This window comes from Methanobrevibacter smithii ATCC 35061 (assembly GCF_000016525.1).
Taxonomy (GTDB): domain Archaea; phylum Methanobacteriota; class Methanobacteria; order Methanobacteriales; family Methanobacteriaceae; genus Methanocatella; species Methanocatella smithii.
This window is the reverse complement of record NC_009515.1, coordinates 1,129,675-1,146,798: the sequence shown is the minus strand read 5'-3', so window position 1 is coordinate 1,146,798 and position 17,124 is coordinate 1,129,675. Positions and strand designations below refer to the sequence as shown.

Genomic DNA, 17,124 nt, shown 5'->3' with positions numbered 1-17,124 from the left:
TAACTTTTTTTAAAAAATTAACACATAAACTATGATTAACTAATTATAAAAGTTTTAATTTTAAAATTAAATGGTAAATGGTTTTTAAAATGAATTTAAAGGGTAAATATTTCTAATATATTACCATAATACACATGTAAGTAAATTCACTGTTTGCAATGTCTTTTAATGTAGACCGGACAATTTTTTCATCATCATAACTTAAACGTTCACAGACAACTACTTCACGGTGTTCGTCCACACCGTTATCCAATAAAAACTGAGCCATGTCTCTGACTTTTTTAGACGGGAGGGCTATTGTTGTTTTGCCGTTATTTATGACTTTTAAAATGTCTTCTATGTTTTCTCTACCGTGAAAAGTCATAACATTTGCATTGTCCCACTGAATGTGGTTACGGGCAGCAGCTAGCTGAAGAGAGCTGATTCCAGGAATAACTTCTATTTTTTCTTCAGGAAAATTTTTTTCATTAGCTATTCTTAAAACAGTATTTAAAACACCTGAAAATCCGGGATCTCCAGTAGATAATATTGACACGGTATTGCCTTCAATAGCTAAATCCACTCCTTTTTCAAGTTTATCTAATAAATCCTTTACATTAAATGCAATTTTATTGTTAACATCATCAAATAAATCTATTGCTCTTATACTTCCAACAGTATAATCGCTGGTTTTTACTGTATCTACAGCTTTTTTAGTTAAATATTCACTTGATCCTGGGCCGATTCCTATTATATAAATTTTATTTTCCATTTTATTCCTCTTTTAGTTTTTTCATTCCATTTTTTAATAAGTCATATATTGATTTAGCTCCAACAAGCTCGTCAGGACAATCCCAATCAGAAGGATATAATATAAACGGTTTAGTTTGAGTTCCACCAAGTCCTCCGTGGCTGCCTATCAGTTCTTCAAATGCACAGATATCTCCACTTTCAGGGTCATAGAAACTATTTACAAGAATATCTGGCATATTTTTAAAAGTATTGTGTCTTTTAAGATGTTTGGAAGCATTTTTTCCAAAATCAGCTAATGGATTTTCTCCGATTATTTCATCACTTTCCAAATAGTAAATACCATTTTTTCCAATAACCATTCCTCCATTAGCTAGTGAATTAACTAGTATAAATCCAATTCCAGGATGTTTTACAAGTCCGGGAATTAAATCAGGGAATAATGATATTATTTCTTCGTAGGTTAATCTATGTTTCCATTGTGTTAAGTAAATTAAACCTAAGTTTCCAGATCCTAAAACAATCAATTCAGAGTCAGATGCTTTTTTAGTAGTATGTTGTGAAGCTTCGTATCCTCTAATGTAATCTAGACTATCACTATATTTTTTTCTGAGTGTCTGGATTTGTTCACTTTTGTATAATTCGTCGATTTTTAAAAAATCAATACTTTTTTCTTTTATGTTTTGTAGGGATTCATACTCCTCAAAAATGTCATGATTTTTTATATTGTCCATTTTTTCCCTTATATTTTCAATAGATTCATTTTTAGGAATATATGAATTTCTGAAGTGGTCTGATTCTTCATCTGTCCTTAATGATTTCATATCTTCAGGTAAAAATCTTCTTACAAAGTTTCCTAAAGTTATTCCATATCTTTGTTTAAATGTAGCTCCGTTTCCCTGTCCATGGTCTGAAAGAATTACAAATTCATAAGGTCTTTTGGAAATACTTTCGGCATTTTCCAGGCGATTAATTTCCAAATCAATTTCTTTTAAAACACTCCAAACATCATTATCCCGTATTCCGGAGTGATGAGCCACTTCATCATAGCCTACATAAGTTGCATAGGCTGAATTTATTTCTCCATTAAGAATATCTCCGGCCAAGGTTTCTGTTACAACTTCTCTTAAAAACACATTTCCTCCAGCTCTTAAAGTTGCATATACAATTCCCCTTTTCATTCTGGGCTGTATATTCTTAATTTTGTGGACTATCTGGGATTTTAATTCCTTAAGAATGTCCCATAAGAATAATACAAATATTCTCTGAAAGCTATTGGATGTGGTAAATACTGAGTACCATGTTTTGTTATATAATTTATTAAGTTCTATGATTTTAGATGATGTAAATATGAAATCATCACTGTCTCCACTAAACATGTTTGCTCTGCTGGCTCCTTTATCACTTAAAAGTCCGTTACCATCAGATATTTTCTGTTCAATTAGTGGGGCATGGGAAAAATTAGATGAAACTATAATCTTATTGTTGTTTTCTTTTTCAACCCATCTGTAAGCTATAATGTCTTTGTTATTTCCATGTAAAATTCCTGCCTGGCTTGCGCCTGTTTGACTTGACAGGTCGGTTTCCCATTCTTTTAGGGTATGTGTTTTATTTTCAATCCACCTTTTAAGTGTAGGCATATATCCTTTCTTAATGGCTTCATCTAGGATTTCCTTAGCTAATCCGTCAATTTCAAGCATTATTAATCCAGGATGTTTGTTGGCAGCTCTTTTTTTATTTTTAACTTTTTTAGAAAGCTTTTTGATGATGTAGCTATTGTAGAAGTCAATATTTGCTATATTGAATATAAGTGTTGTAGCTATGTTTATGAATAATGTTGCAATTAAAGCTCCTCCTATTCCTATTTTAACTTCCGGAAGGTAATATGCAACTCCATAAAACATAAGTCCGTTTAAAAGAAGAGCTCCTATTCCAAAGGTTATGATAAAAAACCTCATCAGGATTTTGGTAAAAATGGGCCATAAAATCGTGTTTGCAACGGTTAATAAAACAATTATGATTATTGCATTTGTCCAGGGACCTAAAACAAAATCAGCACTAAGCATTGGCATAGCTATGACTATTAATATGTTAATTATTCCGGTTATGATTGAAGTTAGGATTATTTTAGCTTTATTAACATTTGAATAGTTGGTATTTTCCATATTAATCTAATTAATTTCTATTTTTTGTTTTTCATTGCTTTTTAAGTGGAATAATGTTATTTCAGGTTTGCAGTTTATTCTCATCCAAAACATATTTGTTCCAAGGCCTCTGCTTGTATATTGAATCATATTTTTAACTTTATACTTTCCAACAGGGTACCTTGTTGATTTTGGACCTCTGAATGGTGCTATATTGGTTCCGGGAATAATAAATTGTCCGCCATGGGAGTGTCCTGATATCTGAAGTCCGAATCTTCCACTTTCACAGGATATTTTAGCAAAATCCGGTTCATGAGCAAGTAAAATGGCAGCTCCTTGATCAGGTAATTTGTTTAAAACACTATTCAAATCATCAGCACCAACAGTATAGCTGTCTACTCCTGCAATATTGAGCAGTTTTTCATGGTTGTCGTTTTTTCCAGTTTTTTTAAGCGTGTAGACATCATTGCTTAAATCTTTAACATCAGCTTTTTTTAGGATGTCTCTCATTTCACTAGCTCCAAGCCAATGGTCATGATTACCTAAGACAGCCAATTTTCCATCTTTAGCCTTTAATTTTTTAAAAGATTTTTTTAAATCTGTTTCATAGCCTTCTAAAATATATGAAACATAATCTCCGGTCAGTGTTATCATATCTGGTTTTAAGGTGTTTACATACTCAACAACTCCGTCCAAATACTCGGGATTTAACCATTGGCCAATGTGTATGTCTGTTAAATTGATTATTTTATAATTGTTAAATGCAAGGCCTAAGTTGTCTAATTCAACATCAACATTAACAACATCAAAGAATTCTTTGCTAAATTCTGTTCCAAAGCTCATTTCTCTTGACTGGGTCATGAATTCCTGTAATCCTTGACGAACTTTTAGAGCAGAGGGTTTATTGCCATCCATGTTATTTCACTTATATTTTTGTATTAGATTTATATAATTTAAATCTTAAATATATAATTAATTATTTATTTTTATTGTGATATTATGCTTCAAATTGCAGTTACTGGAAAACCAAATGTTGGAAAATCTTCATTCTTTAACTCTGCAACTTCTTCAAGCGTGGAAATGGCTAATTATCCATTTACTACTATTGATGCTAATAAAGCAGTTGCTCATGTTATTAGTGAATGTCCTTGTAAAGAATTGAATGTTACTTGTAATCCTAGAAATTCCATATGTATTGATGGAAAAAGATTGTTGCCTGTTGAATTAATAGATGTTGCAGGACTTGTTCCTGGAGCTCATGAAGGTAAGGGATTGGGTAATCAATTTTTAGATGATTTGATGCAGGCTAAAGTTTTAATACATGTTATTGATGCTTCTGGATCCACCGATGCTGAAGGACAAAGTGTAGAAGCCGGATCTCATGACCCTTTAGATGATATTGAATTTTTAGAAGATGAAATCGTAATGTGGATGTATGGAATTCTTAACAGAAACTGGGTCAGACTTGTACGTAAAATTGAAGCTGAAAAATTAGACATAGCTAAAGTGATTTTTGACCAGTTGTCTGGTACTGGAATAACTCTGGAAGATATTATTGAAGCTAAAAGGAAAGTTAATCCGGATTATACCAAATGGGAAAAAGAAGATTTCATGGAACTTATTCGTAATATATTGCATATAGCTAAACCAATGCTTATTGTGGCTAATAAGGCTGATTTGCCAACTGCTGAGGAAAACATTAAAAGAATGCAGGAAAAATATCCTTATGTTATACCTGCATCTGCAGAATCTGAAATAGCTTTAGTCAAAGCAGCTGAAGCAGGACTGATTAGTTATACTCCTGGAGATTCTGACTTTGAAATTTTAGAAAAAGATAAATTGTCAGATAATCAGCTTAAAGCTTTAGAGTATATTAAAGTTAATATTTTAGAAAAATACGGGGGAACAGGTATTCAAACAGCATTAAATGAAGCTATATTTGGTTTGCTTAATATGATTGTAGTTTATCCGGTTCAGGATGAACACAAATACACAGACCAAAAGGGAAATGTTTTACCTGATGGAATTTTAGTGCCTAAAGGTGCGGTTCCTAAAGAATTGGCTTATCTTGTTCATTCGGATATTGGTGATAACTTTATGCATGCAGTAGATGCTCGTAAAAATATGAGAATTGCTGCAGATTATGAATTGCAGGATAAGGATGTTATAAGTATTGTTACAAGAGGTTAACTGCCTCTTTATGTAATATCTTTTTGAATTTGTGCATAAATCTCTTTTTTAACACTTTCAGGTTCATCTAATTCATTTAAAATTTTTCTTAAAGTATTCCACCATATGTCTTCTGGTGTAAGCCAATCAAGAGGCAATTGCCCATAAACATCAAGAACTTTTTCATTAATGTCTGTGCTTTTCATAATTTTATTTTAGTTTAATAAATAGTATTTTCTTTTTCTAAGAGTGTTTGAAAAGTATTTATGAAAAAAGTAAAAATAAGAAGTTATTCTTTTAATAATTTTATTGCTTCATTAGCTGCATAAACACAGCAGTCAACACATGGAGATTTGTCTTCTCCATTTTTTGAAATTATGCTGCACTGAACTGAACCATATTCTTTTTTAAAAGCATCATAGAGTTTTTTAGCATCCATTTTTATTTTAATTTCATCATCTTCCAAAAATCCCAATGCTATTAATGCTCCTGTGAGTGCACCGCAGGTTCCTTCATCAAATGTGCCGCCGATTCCTCCTGAAAACCCGCTAGCTAATGCACATAATCTTGCCTGACTCATTGGATGGTTGGCTACTTCACAAAGTCCTATAAGGGTTGATTGGGAACAGCTTTTAAAAACACGGTATTGTCTGATTTTTTCTTCTACTGATTTTGAATTCAAGTCCATACTATCATCTATAAAAAAAATAATTGGGGAAAGTTACTTCCCGCATTTCACATATGTCTAGAAATCAAAGCTTTCCATATCATAATCAAAGCTTTCCATATCATAATCAAAGCTTTCCATATCATATGCATTTAAATCTGAATACATGTCTTCATCTGATTCTTCAGGAATTTCAAATTCTTCTGTATTCATTTCTCCTGTTTGTGAATCAACAGTTATTACTCCGGCACTTTGACCGTCCTGTGTTTCTATATGGAATGTGTATACTCCATCATTTTCATCTACACTGCTTATGGAACAGTTTGTGTCTTCCAAGTAATCATTTACCATTTCTTCACATTCTTCCTGTGTAAGGTTATTCTCTTCCGGAGCAGTCATATTTTCAGATGACGGATCTGAAGTTATGTTTTCCTCAAAGTTGAAATTATTATTGTCTATAATAGTATTAGTTTCAGTTACTGTAGCAGCTATTGCTGTATTATATAAATTAATGTTAAATTCAGAATTGTCTACTATAATCATAAGCCCAACCATAAGGTTGAAATCTTTATCTTTATCAAGATGTTTTTGACCTACTCCCATAACTCCGTGATTTCTTTCAGATGGATGTCCGTTGCTGAAAATTACACTGTTTGCCATTTTAAGCACTAAATTTTGGTCACTAGCACCAACACATATTCCTTCTTTTCCATTAGTTACTAATATGTTTGTAGTATCGCCTTGGGTAAATGCAACAGATTGTGGTGGTTGATCTGCTAAAGATACAATTTTTGCATCTTGCAAACTATTTAAGAAATTAACCATTGACTGATTGTCTTTAAATGTGTGAATTGTTATTCCGTATGTATTTTCTTTAAATCCGTCGGGTATTTGTATAAATTCGGTATCATGGGGAACATTTATCTTTATTCCGTCAAATGTATTTTGTTTCATATCTACGTCACTATTAATCACAGTTGCTCCAACACAGGTTGCTGTAATGAATATGGCGGCTATTGAAAGAATAATCGCTACATTTTTATTCATTTTATCTCCTTTTTTTATTTGACATAATTTGTATACATTAGATATATGTTATTTATACTATTAAAACTTAATTTTATAAATTAAGAAAATTTAATATTATATATAAAAAATTTAGTGAATAGGTGAAAAAATGCATCCAAGACCAAGTCCCATAGCTGCATCTCTTTATACTTTAAGAGACATGAATGTTGATGTTATTATAATGCATGGACCTCATGGTTGTTGTTTTAGAACTGGCAGGCTTTTAGAAAGTGACGGTGTACGTGTTTTAACTACGGCAATGGCTGAAAATGATTTTATTTTAGGAGCTAGTGAAAAACTAGAAAATACATTAAAAGAAGCTTATGATATGTTTAAACCGGAGTTTATAGGTGTTGTAGGTACTTGTGCTAGTATGATTATTGGTGAAGACTTAAAAGAAGCAATAGCTAATGCTAATTTAGATTGTACAGTTATTCCTGTTGAATCTCACGGGGGATTTGGTGAAGGAGATAATACTGAAGGAGCAATAATGGTTTTAGATTCTGCTGTTGAATATGGTATAATTCCTCGTGAAGAGGCAGACCGTCAAATTGAAATGCTTAAAAAAGCTACTGAAATAGAAAAAACCAGGGGAATGGCTCAGGGAAAATATATTCAACCTAATTTTGGTGATAATAAGGAAGAAGTGGCTAAAAAAATCATAAAGGCACTAAGAGACAATAAAAAAGTTGCTTTTGTATTGAATGCTAAAAAAGAAACTTCTTATTTATTTGCAGATATTTTAAACTTTGATTATCGTGAAATCAATCCTGAAAATAAACCAATAATTGTAGCTAATTTAGATGAAAATATTGGTCTTTCAAGAATTAGGAATCATGCAGTTAATATTAAACAGGGACTGAAAACGGATATTGATTATATTACTGGAGGATTGGACGAATATCCTGTAACCGGAAAAGTTGCTGCAGACTACTTAAAGGAAAACCCTGTTGATTTGTATGTTGTATGCGGTGTTCCTCATGCATTTCCTGTTGAAGAAATTGAAGGGGAATCAATAGCTGTAACTGATGGTCCTCGTTTAGTTGAACCATTAAGAGATTTGGGATATGATAATGTAGTTGCAGAACTTGATGCTCACTCAAAAACTTTAGGAACTGATAAAATTGTTTTTTCTGACTTTGGAGGAATGATTAGGTCAGCTATTGACTGGAAGTAGAATTATGATAACAATTATTGATTATAAAAGCGGAAATTTAAAAAGCATTTCCAATGGATTTAAAAAAATCGGCTGTGATGTTGAAATTACAAGCAGCATTGAAAAAATAGCTGATAGTGATTATTTGGTTCTTCCGGGAGTTGGAGCTTTTGGCAGTGCAATGGAAAATCTTGAAGAATTTAAAAAAGTAATTCATGAACATGTAGATGATGATAAACCATTTTTGGGAGTTTGTTTAGGTCAGCAGGTTCTTATGGACTCAAGTGAAGAAAGTCCTGATGTTGACGGTTTAAAATTATTTGAAGGTCATGCATGCTATCTTCCAGAAGGACTTAAAATACCTCATATGGGGTGGAATAAATTAGATGTTGTTAAAAAATGTCCAATTTTGGAAGGTGTTGATAAAGAGTACTTTTATTTTGTTCATTCTTATCATGTTGTTCCGGATAATGATGAAATAATTGCAGGGACCTGTGATTATGGAATTGATGTTGTTGCAGCATTAAGTAGGAATAATTTATTTTCAACACAATTTCACCCGGAAAAAAGTGGAGTTGCAGGTTTAAAGATATTAAAGAATTTTGTTAATTTAGAGTTATAATTGGAGATTATATTTATGGATATTGAAGGTTTTGTAAGAAAAAGAATTGATGATTACACATATGAAGATTTGACTGCTCTTTTGGCAAGTAGAATTAGAGAATACAAAGATTTGTCTGAAGAAAACTCCTGTAAAATGGCTGAAGCTGTTATTGATGAAGTAAAAACTACTTTGGAATTGAATTCTCTTGATGATGATTTTTTAAAAGAAATTGTAGATATTCCGAAAGCAGATGTGGCTATGGGAAAAATGGGAGTAGGTTCCAGGGGAGCAGGTGATTTCTTCGTTCACAGAAAAATTGCAGAAATTGTTTCAAGTACAAATACTGCTTCATTAGTAAATCCTTCTGAACAGGACGATGGAGGAGTAGTTAAAGCACCAGTTAAAAACGATGATGTTTATGTAACAACTGCAGTAGATGGAATACACTCACGTTTAAGTGACTATCCGTTTTTAGGAGGATTTCATGTTACAAGGGCTACTTTAAGGGATGTTTGTGTAATGGGGGCAGATCCTGTAGCTATTTTAAGTGATGTTCACTTGGCAGATGATGGGGATGTTGGTAAGATATTTGACTTTACTGCAGGTGTAGCTGCAGTGTCTGAACTTGTTGATGTTCCAATAGTGGCTGGAAGTACATTGCGTGTAGGTGGAGACATGGTTTTAGGTGATAGATTTGTTTCTGCTGTAGGAAGTGTTGGTGTATCCGATTATCCGCCAACTGCAAGGAAAGGAGCAACTGAAGGTGATGTAATTTTACTTACAGAGGGTTCTGGTGGAGGAACCATTACAACAACTGCATTATATAACGGATTTTTTGATGTAATATGGGATACATTAAATGTAAACTTTGTTCAGGCATCACATGCACTTTTTGAAGCTGATTTAATTAAAGATATTCATGCAATGACTGATGTGACAAATGGGGGATTGCGTGGAGATGCCCATGAAATATCCAATACAACAGGAGTAGGTTTGGAGTTCTATGAAAAAGAAATTCGTGACTGTGTTGCTCCAAAAGTATTAAACATGCTTGAAACATTAAATATAGATCCGTTAGGAGTTTCAACAGATTCATTAATGCTGATTGCACCTCCTGAAATTGTTGGAGATATTAAAAAGGCAGTAGCAAAATATGATGTCCCTATTCGTGAAATAGGTAAAGTTGATAATTCTGGTGAACCGAATTTAATTAAAGAAGACGGAAATGTTGAAAAGCTGGTTCCATTATTTAGGGAAGCTGCTTATACTAAAGTTAAAAAGTTCGTTGGAGACACAACACCTGAAGACTTTGAAATTATGAAAGAAAAAGTCCAAAAGGCATGTGACGAATCCATACTTAAAAAAGAAAAAGTGGTAAAACACATCCGTGAAAATTAACTTTTTCACACTTCTTTAAATTTTATCTATTTTTTATTATAATCCTTATTTATGAAAGATGAAAAAGGATATTTCTACATTATTGATGCATTTTTAGCAGTTCTGATTTTACTTATAGTTATTTTAATGGTTAATTCAATTGTTTCTATGTCTAATCCGAATTATTCCAGTGATTCACATAATTTCAAATCAGCTCAGGATACAATGGAGTTATTAAGTTCAGGGATTAATTCTACAGACAGGGTTTTCATAGAAGATATTTCCAGTATTTTAGATGAAAATCATAATTCAAAATATTCTGTAAGGAAAGTTTCTAAGCTGTGTCGTGAGAAGTTCAAGAAATTAGGTCTTAAGAATTATCAGTTTAAGGAAAACAATGTTTTAGGCGGAAAAGTACTGGCCAGTTCCGGAGCATTAGGTGAGGATGTTAGTGTAGCTAGCCGAAATTATGGAGATTATTCCTATACTTTATATATCTGGTAGTATTTTTTATAGAATATAATAGTTTTATTTAAATACTATTAAAATCATAATATTAACTGATAACTATTTTTAATGTCGCCCCGATGGTGTAGTTTGGATAACACATAGGACTGCGGATCCTATTCCCCGGGTTCAAATCCCGGTCGGGGCATTATATAATTTTTTTAAATTCCGTGATACAATGTTAAATGCTAATACTTATGTAACTAATGAGAAAGGGATTGGCGGAACTATTAGAAATCAGTATGAAGATTTTTATGTTGAAGAAATCCCTGAAATGACTCCAACTGGTGAAGGGCCTAATATTTGGATTTGGATTGAGAAAGTAGGTAGGACTACTTTAGATGTTGTTTTGGATATTGCAAGAGATTTACATATTAGTAGAAAAAGAATGGGCTTTGCAGGAATGAAAGATAAAAAAGCCCGTACCCGTCAGTGGATTTGCATATCTAATATGGAATCTGAAGAACAGTTCAGGCAAGTTAAGGATTTGGAAGGAACCATTTATAAAACTGATTTTTTAAAGGTTGTTCGTGGACGTAAAAAACTTAGGATGGGACAGCTAAAGGGAAATAAATTCCAAATTCTTATTCGGGATATTGATGATATTGAAAAAAGTGCTGAAATAGCTAATAACATTTTAAAGGAATTGGAAGTTACTGGTGTTCCTAATTACTTTGGCTGGCAAAGATTTGGTAAGCCAAGAACAAACACTCACTTGGTAGGTGAAGCTTTAGTTCAAAATGATTTAAAAGAAGCTGTTAGAAGATACATTGGAAATCCTACAAGTGAAGAACATGAAGAAAACCAAAAAGCAAGACAAGCTTATGATGATGGAAATTTGGAAGAATCTTTGGAATTGATGAGTAAAGGAATGCGTTATGAGAAAATGATGGTTCGTGAACTGATTAAATATGCTAAAAAAGGACCATTAGATGATAAAGCTTATAAAAATGCCTTGCATGCACTTCCAAAACCTCTCCAAAGGATGTTTGTCCATGCATATCAATCTTATTTATTTAATGATGCAGTTAGCAGAAGGGTAGCTATGGGAATTAACAGATATGTTGAAGGAGACATTATCATTGACAATGAAGAGAGAATAGTTCGTGATAAAACTCCTGAAGAGTTCCAAAACTTAATTGATAATTTTGAAGCTAATCCTACTTCTCCATTATATGGAACTAAAGTACCTTTTGCCGGTGGTGAAGTTGGTGAAATGGAAAAATCAGTTTTAAATAGCTATAATTTAACTAAAGAAGACTTTGAAGTTCCTAAAATGCCTCGTTTAGGAAGTCATGGTTTAAGAAGGTCTATGAGAATTCAAGTTTGGGATGCTTCAGCTATTCCAACAGATGAAGGTGTTTTAACTGAATTTTCAATAAATAAAGGTTCTTATGCTACAGCTGTTTTAAGGGAAGTCATGAAAAAAGATGTTGTTTAGATTTATGGCTCTTTTTTCATTTTTTAAATTTTTAATAAATTCATTAAAATCATTTATGCATGATTTTTTTTGGTTTTGAAATTTTCATATAATTCATTTTATTTTAATATGCTCTTTAATTTTAAGTAATAGTTTTTATAAAATTATATCAAAGAATTATTATTTAAGTTGATTTTTATGATTGATTGTAGAAATATTGCTAAGGGAAAAGATAGTGGAGAATTAATAGTAAGCAGTGAGCCAATTAGTTTTTTGGGAGGTGTGGATCCTAAAACAGGCATTGTAATTGATCCAAATCATGAACTTAAAGGTCAATCCATTAAGGACAAAGTTTTATTCATTCCTGGTGGAAAAGGTTCAACTGTTGGTTCTTATGTTATATTTCAAATGAAAAAGAATAATACTGCACCTAAAGCTATTATATGTTTAAATGCAGAACCGATTATTGCTACTGGTGCTATAATGTCTGATATACCTATGGTCGACTCTCCGGAAGATACTGATGAACTGAAAAATGGTGTTTTAGTTGAAGTTGATGGGGATAATGGTAAAATAGCTATTTTATAAATAATGTGGTTATTATGGAAACTTTAATTAAAAATGTAAACATTTTAAATCCGAATGAAGAAATTCAAACTTCATGCAATGTTTTAATTGAAGATAAACACATTAAACAAATATCTAGAAAGAAAGTTTCTACTAAAAACAATGTTAAAATCATTGATGGGCAGGATAATTATCTAATGCCTGGGTTTATAGATTGTCATGCACATATTATGGCTAATGGCTTTCACAAAGAAGAAAACATGGCAAATCCTTTAGCACTACATTTTTACAATGCAATTAAACATGGAAAACAGACAGTTGATGCAGGTGTTACAACAATTAAAGACTGTGGCCCTGCAGATATCGGAGTTAAAATAGCTCAAAAAAAAGGTTTATTTATAGCTCCTAAAATGGAAATTTCAGTTACTCCTTTAGTATCAACAGGAGGACATTTTGATTTATTTTTACCTTCTGGTTTTGATATGGAAATAGTTTATCCGGGATTTCCTAAAGGAAGGTGTGACGGGCCTCTTGAAGTTTTAAAAAAGACCCGTGAAATAAAAAGAGCAGGAGCAGACTTTATTAAAGTAATGGCTAGTGGGGGAGTCTTAACAACAAACACATCTCCAGATTATCCTCAGTTCAATGTTGAAGAACTTAAAACAATAGTTGAGGAAGCTCATGTTAATGATTTAAAGGTTTCAGCTCACTGTCACAGTCTGAAAGGAATCAATAACTGTGTTGATGCAGGTTTTGATTCAATAGAACACGGAACATTCATTGATAAAAAAACATCTCATAAAATGGCTGAAAATAATGTAAAATTAGTTCCGACAATGCTTGTTCATGATTTTTTATATCATAGCGGATTTCCTGCATGGGATAATTATGCAGCTGAAAAAACAGCCAAATTAAAAGAAATAGTTAAAGTTCACAAGGAAAACATATCTGTTGCTTATGAAGAAGGGGTGGATTTGTTAATGGGAACTGATAGTGGAGTAATTGCCCATGGTCATAATCTGGAAGAGTTGATTCATTTAACAGATACTGGAATGAGTAATGATGAAGCTATAGCTAGCGGGACAATAAATGCTGCTGAATTTATAGGTAAAAAAGATTCATTAGGTTCAGTTAGTGAAAATAAAATAGCTGATTTAATTTTAGTCAATGGCAATCCTTTAGATGATGTAAGTATTTTAGCTGACAATGACAATATATTAAAGGTTATTCAGAATGGATGTCTTGTTAAAAACATTTAATTTTCTTTTTTTAAACTTTTTTTAGGTATACATAAATTTTTATTTAAGAAGTATACAATTTATATATGTGTGATTATTAATTTTAATCTGAAAATAATCTATTAAAATTTGGTTGTGATATAATGGCAAAACTTAAAGAAATGGATTTGCCTATTGAAGGTATGCATTGTGCTTCCTGTGTTTTAAGTTTAAATAAAACTTTTGAAAAGGTTGAAGGAGTGGAATCAGTAGATGCAGATTTGGCTTCAAATAAATTACATTTAACTGTCAATCCAAAAAAGCTCCCATTTGATGAAATTGAAACATTAGTTAAAAATTTGGGATTTGAACTTCACACAGATGAGGTTACTCTTAAACTTAACGGAATGCATTGTGCTTCCTGTGTCATGAATGTTGAAAACTTTTTAATACGTTTAGACGGCATTTTTGATGTTAAGGCAGATTTAACTTCACAAACAGCACGTATCAATTATGATAAAACAAAAGTAACTGTCAAAGACATGGAAGAAGTTATTAATTCTTTGGGATTTGAAGTACTTGGAATTGATGGGCAACTTGAAATAAATGAAGATGAAATTTATAAAAATGATTTAAAAGATAAAAGAAATAGGATTATAGTTGGTTTTGCAGCATCAGCTGTTTTAATGGCTTTAATGTATATTCACTGGCATCCGTTTGGATTGTCTATGGGAATAACTTCGTTAATCATAAGTATTCTTCCATTTCTTTATGTATCTTTACCTACACTTAAAGCAGGATTCAACGGTCTTGTTCATAAGAATTTAAACATGGATGTGATGTATTCGATGGGTATAACTGTTGCATACATATCAAGTATTTTGGGAACATTTAACATAGTTCTTGATCATTCATTTATGTTTTATGAAACAGCTATTATGCTTCCATCATTTTTACTTATTGGCAGATATTTGGAAGCAAAAGCTAAAAAGAAAACTTCTGATTCAATTCGAGAACTTATTGGTCTTCAGCCAACAGCAGCTACTTTAATAGAACTTGACAGTAATGGGAATATAGTGTCTCAAAAAGAGGTGAATATTAAAGAAATCCAAATTGGCGATATTTTACTTGTTCGTCCGGGAGATAAAATACCTGTAGATGGTGAAGTAATCGGCGGACATTCTTATGTTGACGAATCAATGATTAATGGTGAACCAATTCCCAAAGCTAAAAGAGATGGTGAAGAAGTATTTGCAGGCACTATTAATCAGGATGGTGTTTTACACATTAAAGCTAAAAAAATTGGCAGCAAAACTGTATTGTCAAATATTATCCGTTTAGTTGAAAAAGCTCAAAGTTCCAGACCTCCGGTTCAAAAATTAGCTAACACTGCAGTTAGCTATTTCATACCCACAATTTTAACAATAGCTGTTGTTGTATTCCTGCTGTGGTACTTTGTATTTGACTCTACTTTGTTGTTTGCACTTACAACTTTAATTTCAATTTTAGTTGTGGCCTGTCCATGTGCATTAGGTCTGGCTACTCCGACAGCAGTAACTGTAGGTGTTGGTAGGGCTGCAGAATTTGGTATTCTTATTAAAAATGGAGATACTTTAGAAAATGCAGGTAAAATTGATGTTGCAGCATTTGATAAAACTGGAACTATAACTGAAGGTCAGCCTGAAGTGGATGATGTTATATGTTATGGAATTAGTGAAAATGAATTGGTTGAACTTGCAGCCAGTGTAGAGAAAAATTCCAATCATCCAATAGCTAAGGCAATTGTCAGAAAAGCCAGTGATATGAATCTGGAACTTATTCGAACTTCATCATTTGAAAATATAACGGGTAAAGGTTTAAAAGCTCAGGTTAATGATAAAGATATTTTAGCAGGAAATAAAAAGCTTTTAGAATCTCAGGATATTGAAATTCCTCAAAGTGTTTTGGAAGAGTATGGAAGACTGGAGGACCTTAGTAAAACTATAATTTTAATAGGTGTTGATAGGGAAATTAAAGGTATTTTAAGTTTATCTGATAAAATCAAAGCTAATTCTAAAAGAACTATTGAAGAATTGCATAAAATGGGCATTGAAACATATATGCTTACAGGAGATAACAAAAAAACAGCATCAACTGTAGCCAGTGCAGTAGGTATTGATAATGTATGTGCCGGAGTTTTACCTGAAAACAAATTGGATATTGTTAAAAATCTTCAAAAAGAAGACAAGACAGTTTTATTTGTTGGAGACGGTATTAATGATGCACCTGCACTTACACAGGCTAATATTGGTGTAGCTATGGGTAACGGAACAGATATTGCTATGGAAAGTGGTGATATTGTTGTAATGGAAGGTGATTTGGAAAATGTAGTTGCTGCTGTGCAGTTTTCTAAAAAGGTAATGACTAGAATTAAAGAAAATTTATTCTGGGCATTTGCATATAATGTTATACTGATTCCACTTGCAGCAGGAGCGCTTTATGCCGGTTTTGGAATAATGTTCATGCCTGAATGGTCTGCTCTTGCAATGGCATTAAGTTCAGTAACAGTCATATCCCTGTCACTTGCTCTTAAAGGATATGTTCCTGCAATAAAAAAAGAAACAAAAAGTTAATTGATTTAATTGTCAATTAACTCTATTTTTAATTTTCCAAGTTTTGTAGCTAAAAAATTATAGAATATAGCTAAAAGACCTCCACCTATAACTCCATTTATTAATCCACCAACAATATTACCTAATGCTTGGTAAGCATTTCCACCACTAATTAAAGTAATGATAGCTAAAATAATGTTGAATATTAGGCTGATTACTGTTAATACAATAATTAAACTTACTGGGTCAATAGAATTTAAAGAGGTCATGGCACCGTCTTTGGATAAATCAAGGATAATTCCTTTGCCTTTACTTCCAAGTAAATTATAGATGTATGTAGCAATTAAGGTAAATACAAAAGTTATGATGAATGATCCGATTATGGACATTGCAATAAATGATGGCTGCATTATCATTGCTGCAACTTGGTAAAGTGCAAATGCCATTACAGTTTGTCCACTAAACATTAAAGTTTGAACTATTGCTGATATGATAATTGGAGCAATGAATATAGTTATTGCACAAAGTAAAATAACAAGAATTGTTGTTATAATTGATGCAATAAGTGCGGTTGGCACAGTTGAAATTTTAGTAATCTCTTTTTCATCGTTTAATTCAAAAGTAATTGGATTCATTCTTTTTGTTAACCAATTGTAAAGATATCCTTCTGCAAATCTATTATATATAGAACACATTATGGTTCCAACGATTATTGTTGGGATAATATAAGCTACTACTCCAATACTTTGAGCGTTTAATATGCCTATAGCTATCAGTAGAATTATGGAGAATAAAACTGAGAATAATACTCCAATTCCAGTTCCCATAATGGTGTAGGATGTTATATCAATAGATTTTAAGATTTTTACATCACTCATATTTTTCACCTCATTACTTATTATGTATAT

Annotated in this window: 16 protein-coding genes and 1 tRNA gene; 10 read left to right on the top strand and 7 right to left on the bottom strand. The window is 32.1% G+C overall.

All coding sequences use genetic code 11. The features are described 5' to 3' along the window. Positions 1 to 112 precede the first annotated feature (112 nt). The 3 genes from MSM_RS05900 to MSM_RS05890 are packed head-to-tail and all read right to left on the bottom strand — an operon-like array spanning position 113 to position 3,788. Positions 113 to 751, bottom strand: coding sequence for a cobalt-precorrin-7 (C(5))-methyltransferase (locus MSM_RS05900; RefSeq protein ID WP_011954327.1), 639 nt, complete (start codon positions 749 to 751; stop codon positions 113 to 115). Between the two features lies 1 nt (position 752). Next, a complete protein-coding gene (locus tag MSM_RS05895; RefSeq protein WP_011954326.1) occupies positions 753 to 2,894 on the bottom strand; it encodes a phage holin family protein in 2,142 nt (713 codons plus the stop codon). A 6-nt stretch (positions 2,895 to 2,900) separates the two neighbouring features. Continuing rightward, positions 2,901 to 3,788 (bottom strand): metallophosphoesterase, encoded by an 888-nt coding sequence (locus MSM_RS05890; protein WP_004032772.1) that lies wholly within the window; start codon positions 3,786 to 3,788, stop codon positions 2,901 to 2,903. An 84-nt stretch (positions 3,789 to 3,872) separates the two neighbouring features. Between MSM_RS05890 and MSM_RS05885 the strand changes: the two genes are divergently transcribed. Then, a complete protein-coding gene (locus MSM_RS05885; RefSeq protein ID WP_004032773.1) occupies positions 3,873 to 5,063 on the top strand; it encodes a redox-regulated ATPase YchF in 1,191 nt (396 codons plus the stop codon). Between the two features lie 8 nt (positions 5,064 to 5,071). On the opposite strand, the gene MSM_RS09215 is transcribed toward MSM_RS05885, so the two are convergent. From MSM_RS09215 to MSM_RS05875, 3 genes are all read right to left on the bottom strand, one after another. Then, positions 5,072 to 5,248, bottom strand: coding sequence for a hypothetical protein (locus MSM_RS09215; protein WP_004032774.1), 177 nt, complete (start codon positions 5,246 to 5,248; stop codon positions 5,072 to 5,074). Between the two features lie 83 nt (positions 5,249 to 5,331). Further along, the gene (locus MSM_RS05880; protein WP_011954325.1) at positions 5,332 to 5,730 is read right to left on the bottom strand and encodes a C-GCAxxG-C-C family protein; all 399 of its coding nucleotides are present in this window, start codon (positions 5,728 to 5,730) and stop codon (positions 5,332 to 5,334) included. A gap of 57 nt (positions 5,731 to 5,787) precedes the next feature. Next, a complete protein-coding gene (locus tag MSM_RS05875; protein ID WP_011954324.1) occupies positions 5,788 to 6,756 on the bottom strand; it encodes a hypothetical protein in 969 nt (322 codons plus the stop codon). Between the two features lie 130 nt (positions 6,757 to 6,886). On the opposite strand from MSM_RS05875, the gene cfbD reads away from it, so the two are divergent. The 9 genes from cfbD (at position 6,887) to MSM_RS05830 (ending at position 16,237) form a co-directional block, all read left to right on the top strand. Next, the gene (gene cfbD / locus MSM_RS05870) at positions 6,887 to 7,954 is read left to right on the top strand and encodes a Ni-sirohydrochlorin a,c-diamide reductive cyclase catalytic subunit (RefSeq protein ID WP_011954323.1); all 1,068 of its coding nucleotides are present in this window, start codon (positions 6,887 to 6,889) and stop codon (positions 7,952 to 7,954) included. Positions 7,955 to 7,958: 4 nt separating this feature from the next. Continuing rightward, positions 7,959 to 8,555, top strand: a complete 597-nt coding sequence (gene hisH, locus MSM_RS05865) for an imidazole glycerol phosphate synthase subunit HisH (RefSeq protein WP_004032778.1) — start codon at positions 7,959 to 7,961, stop codon at positions 8,553 to 8,555. Between the two features lie 15 nt (positions 8,556 to 8,570). Beyond that, on the top strand, positions 8,571 to 9,935 hold the full coding sequence (locus tag MSM_RS05860; RefSeq protein ID WP_004032779.1) for an AIR synthase-related protein: 1,365 nt from the start codon (positions 8,571 to 8,573) through the stop codon (positions 9,933 to 9,935). A gap of 51 nt (positions 9,936 to 9,986) precedes the next feature. Then, positions 9,987 to 10,418, top strand: coding sequence for a hypothetical protein (locus MSM_RS05855; protein ID WP_004032780.1), 432 nt, complete (start codon positions 9,987 to 9,989; stop codon positions 10,416 to 10,418). A gap of 77 nt (positions 10,419 to 10,495) precedes the next feature. Continuing rightward, a tRNA-Arg gene (locus MSM_RS05850) sits at positions 10,496 to 10,569 on the top strand. Positions 10,570 to 10,599: 30 nt separating this feature from the next. Next, complete coding sequence (truD, locus tag MSM_RS05845) at positions 10,600 to 11,862, top strand: tRNA pseudouridine(13) synthase TruD (RefSeq protein WP_011954322.1); 1,263 nt, start codon at positions 10,600 to 10,602, stop codon at positions 11,860 to 11,862. 177 nt (positions 11,863 to 12,039) lie between these two features. Next, a complete protein-coding gene (locus MSM_RS05840) occupies positions 12,040 to 12,429 on the top strand; it encodes a DUF126 domain-containing protein (RefSeq protein ID WP_004032782.1) in 390 nt (129 codons plus the stop codon). 14 nt (positions 12,430 to 12,443) lie between these two features. After that, a complete protein-coding gene (locus MSM_RS05835) occupies positions 12,444 to 13,667 on the top strand; it encodes a metal-dependent hydrolase family protein (protein ID WP_011954321.1) in 1,224 nt (407 codons plus the stop codon). Positions 13,668 to 13,789: 122 nt separating this feature from the next. Then, positions 13,790 to 16,237: a heavy metal translocating P-type ATPase gene (locus MSM_RS05830; protein WP_011954320.1), complete on the top strand. Its 2,448-nt coding sequence runs from the start codon at positions 13,790 to 13,792 to the stop codon at positions 16,235 to 16,237. A gap of 5 nt (positions 16,238 to 16,242) precedes the next feature. Here MSM_RS05830 and MSM_RS05825 read toward each other — a convergent pair whose 3' ends face one another. Beyond that, entirely contained in the window at positions 16,243 to 17,094 is an 852-nt protein-coding gene (locus MSM_RS05825) for a hypothetical protein (RefSeq protein ID WP_011954319.1), read from the bottom strand. Positions 17,095 to 17,124: the final 30 nt, after the last annotated feature.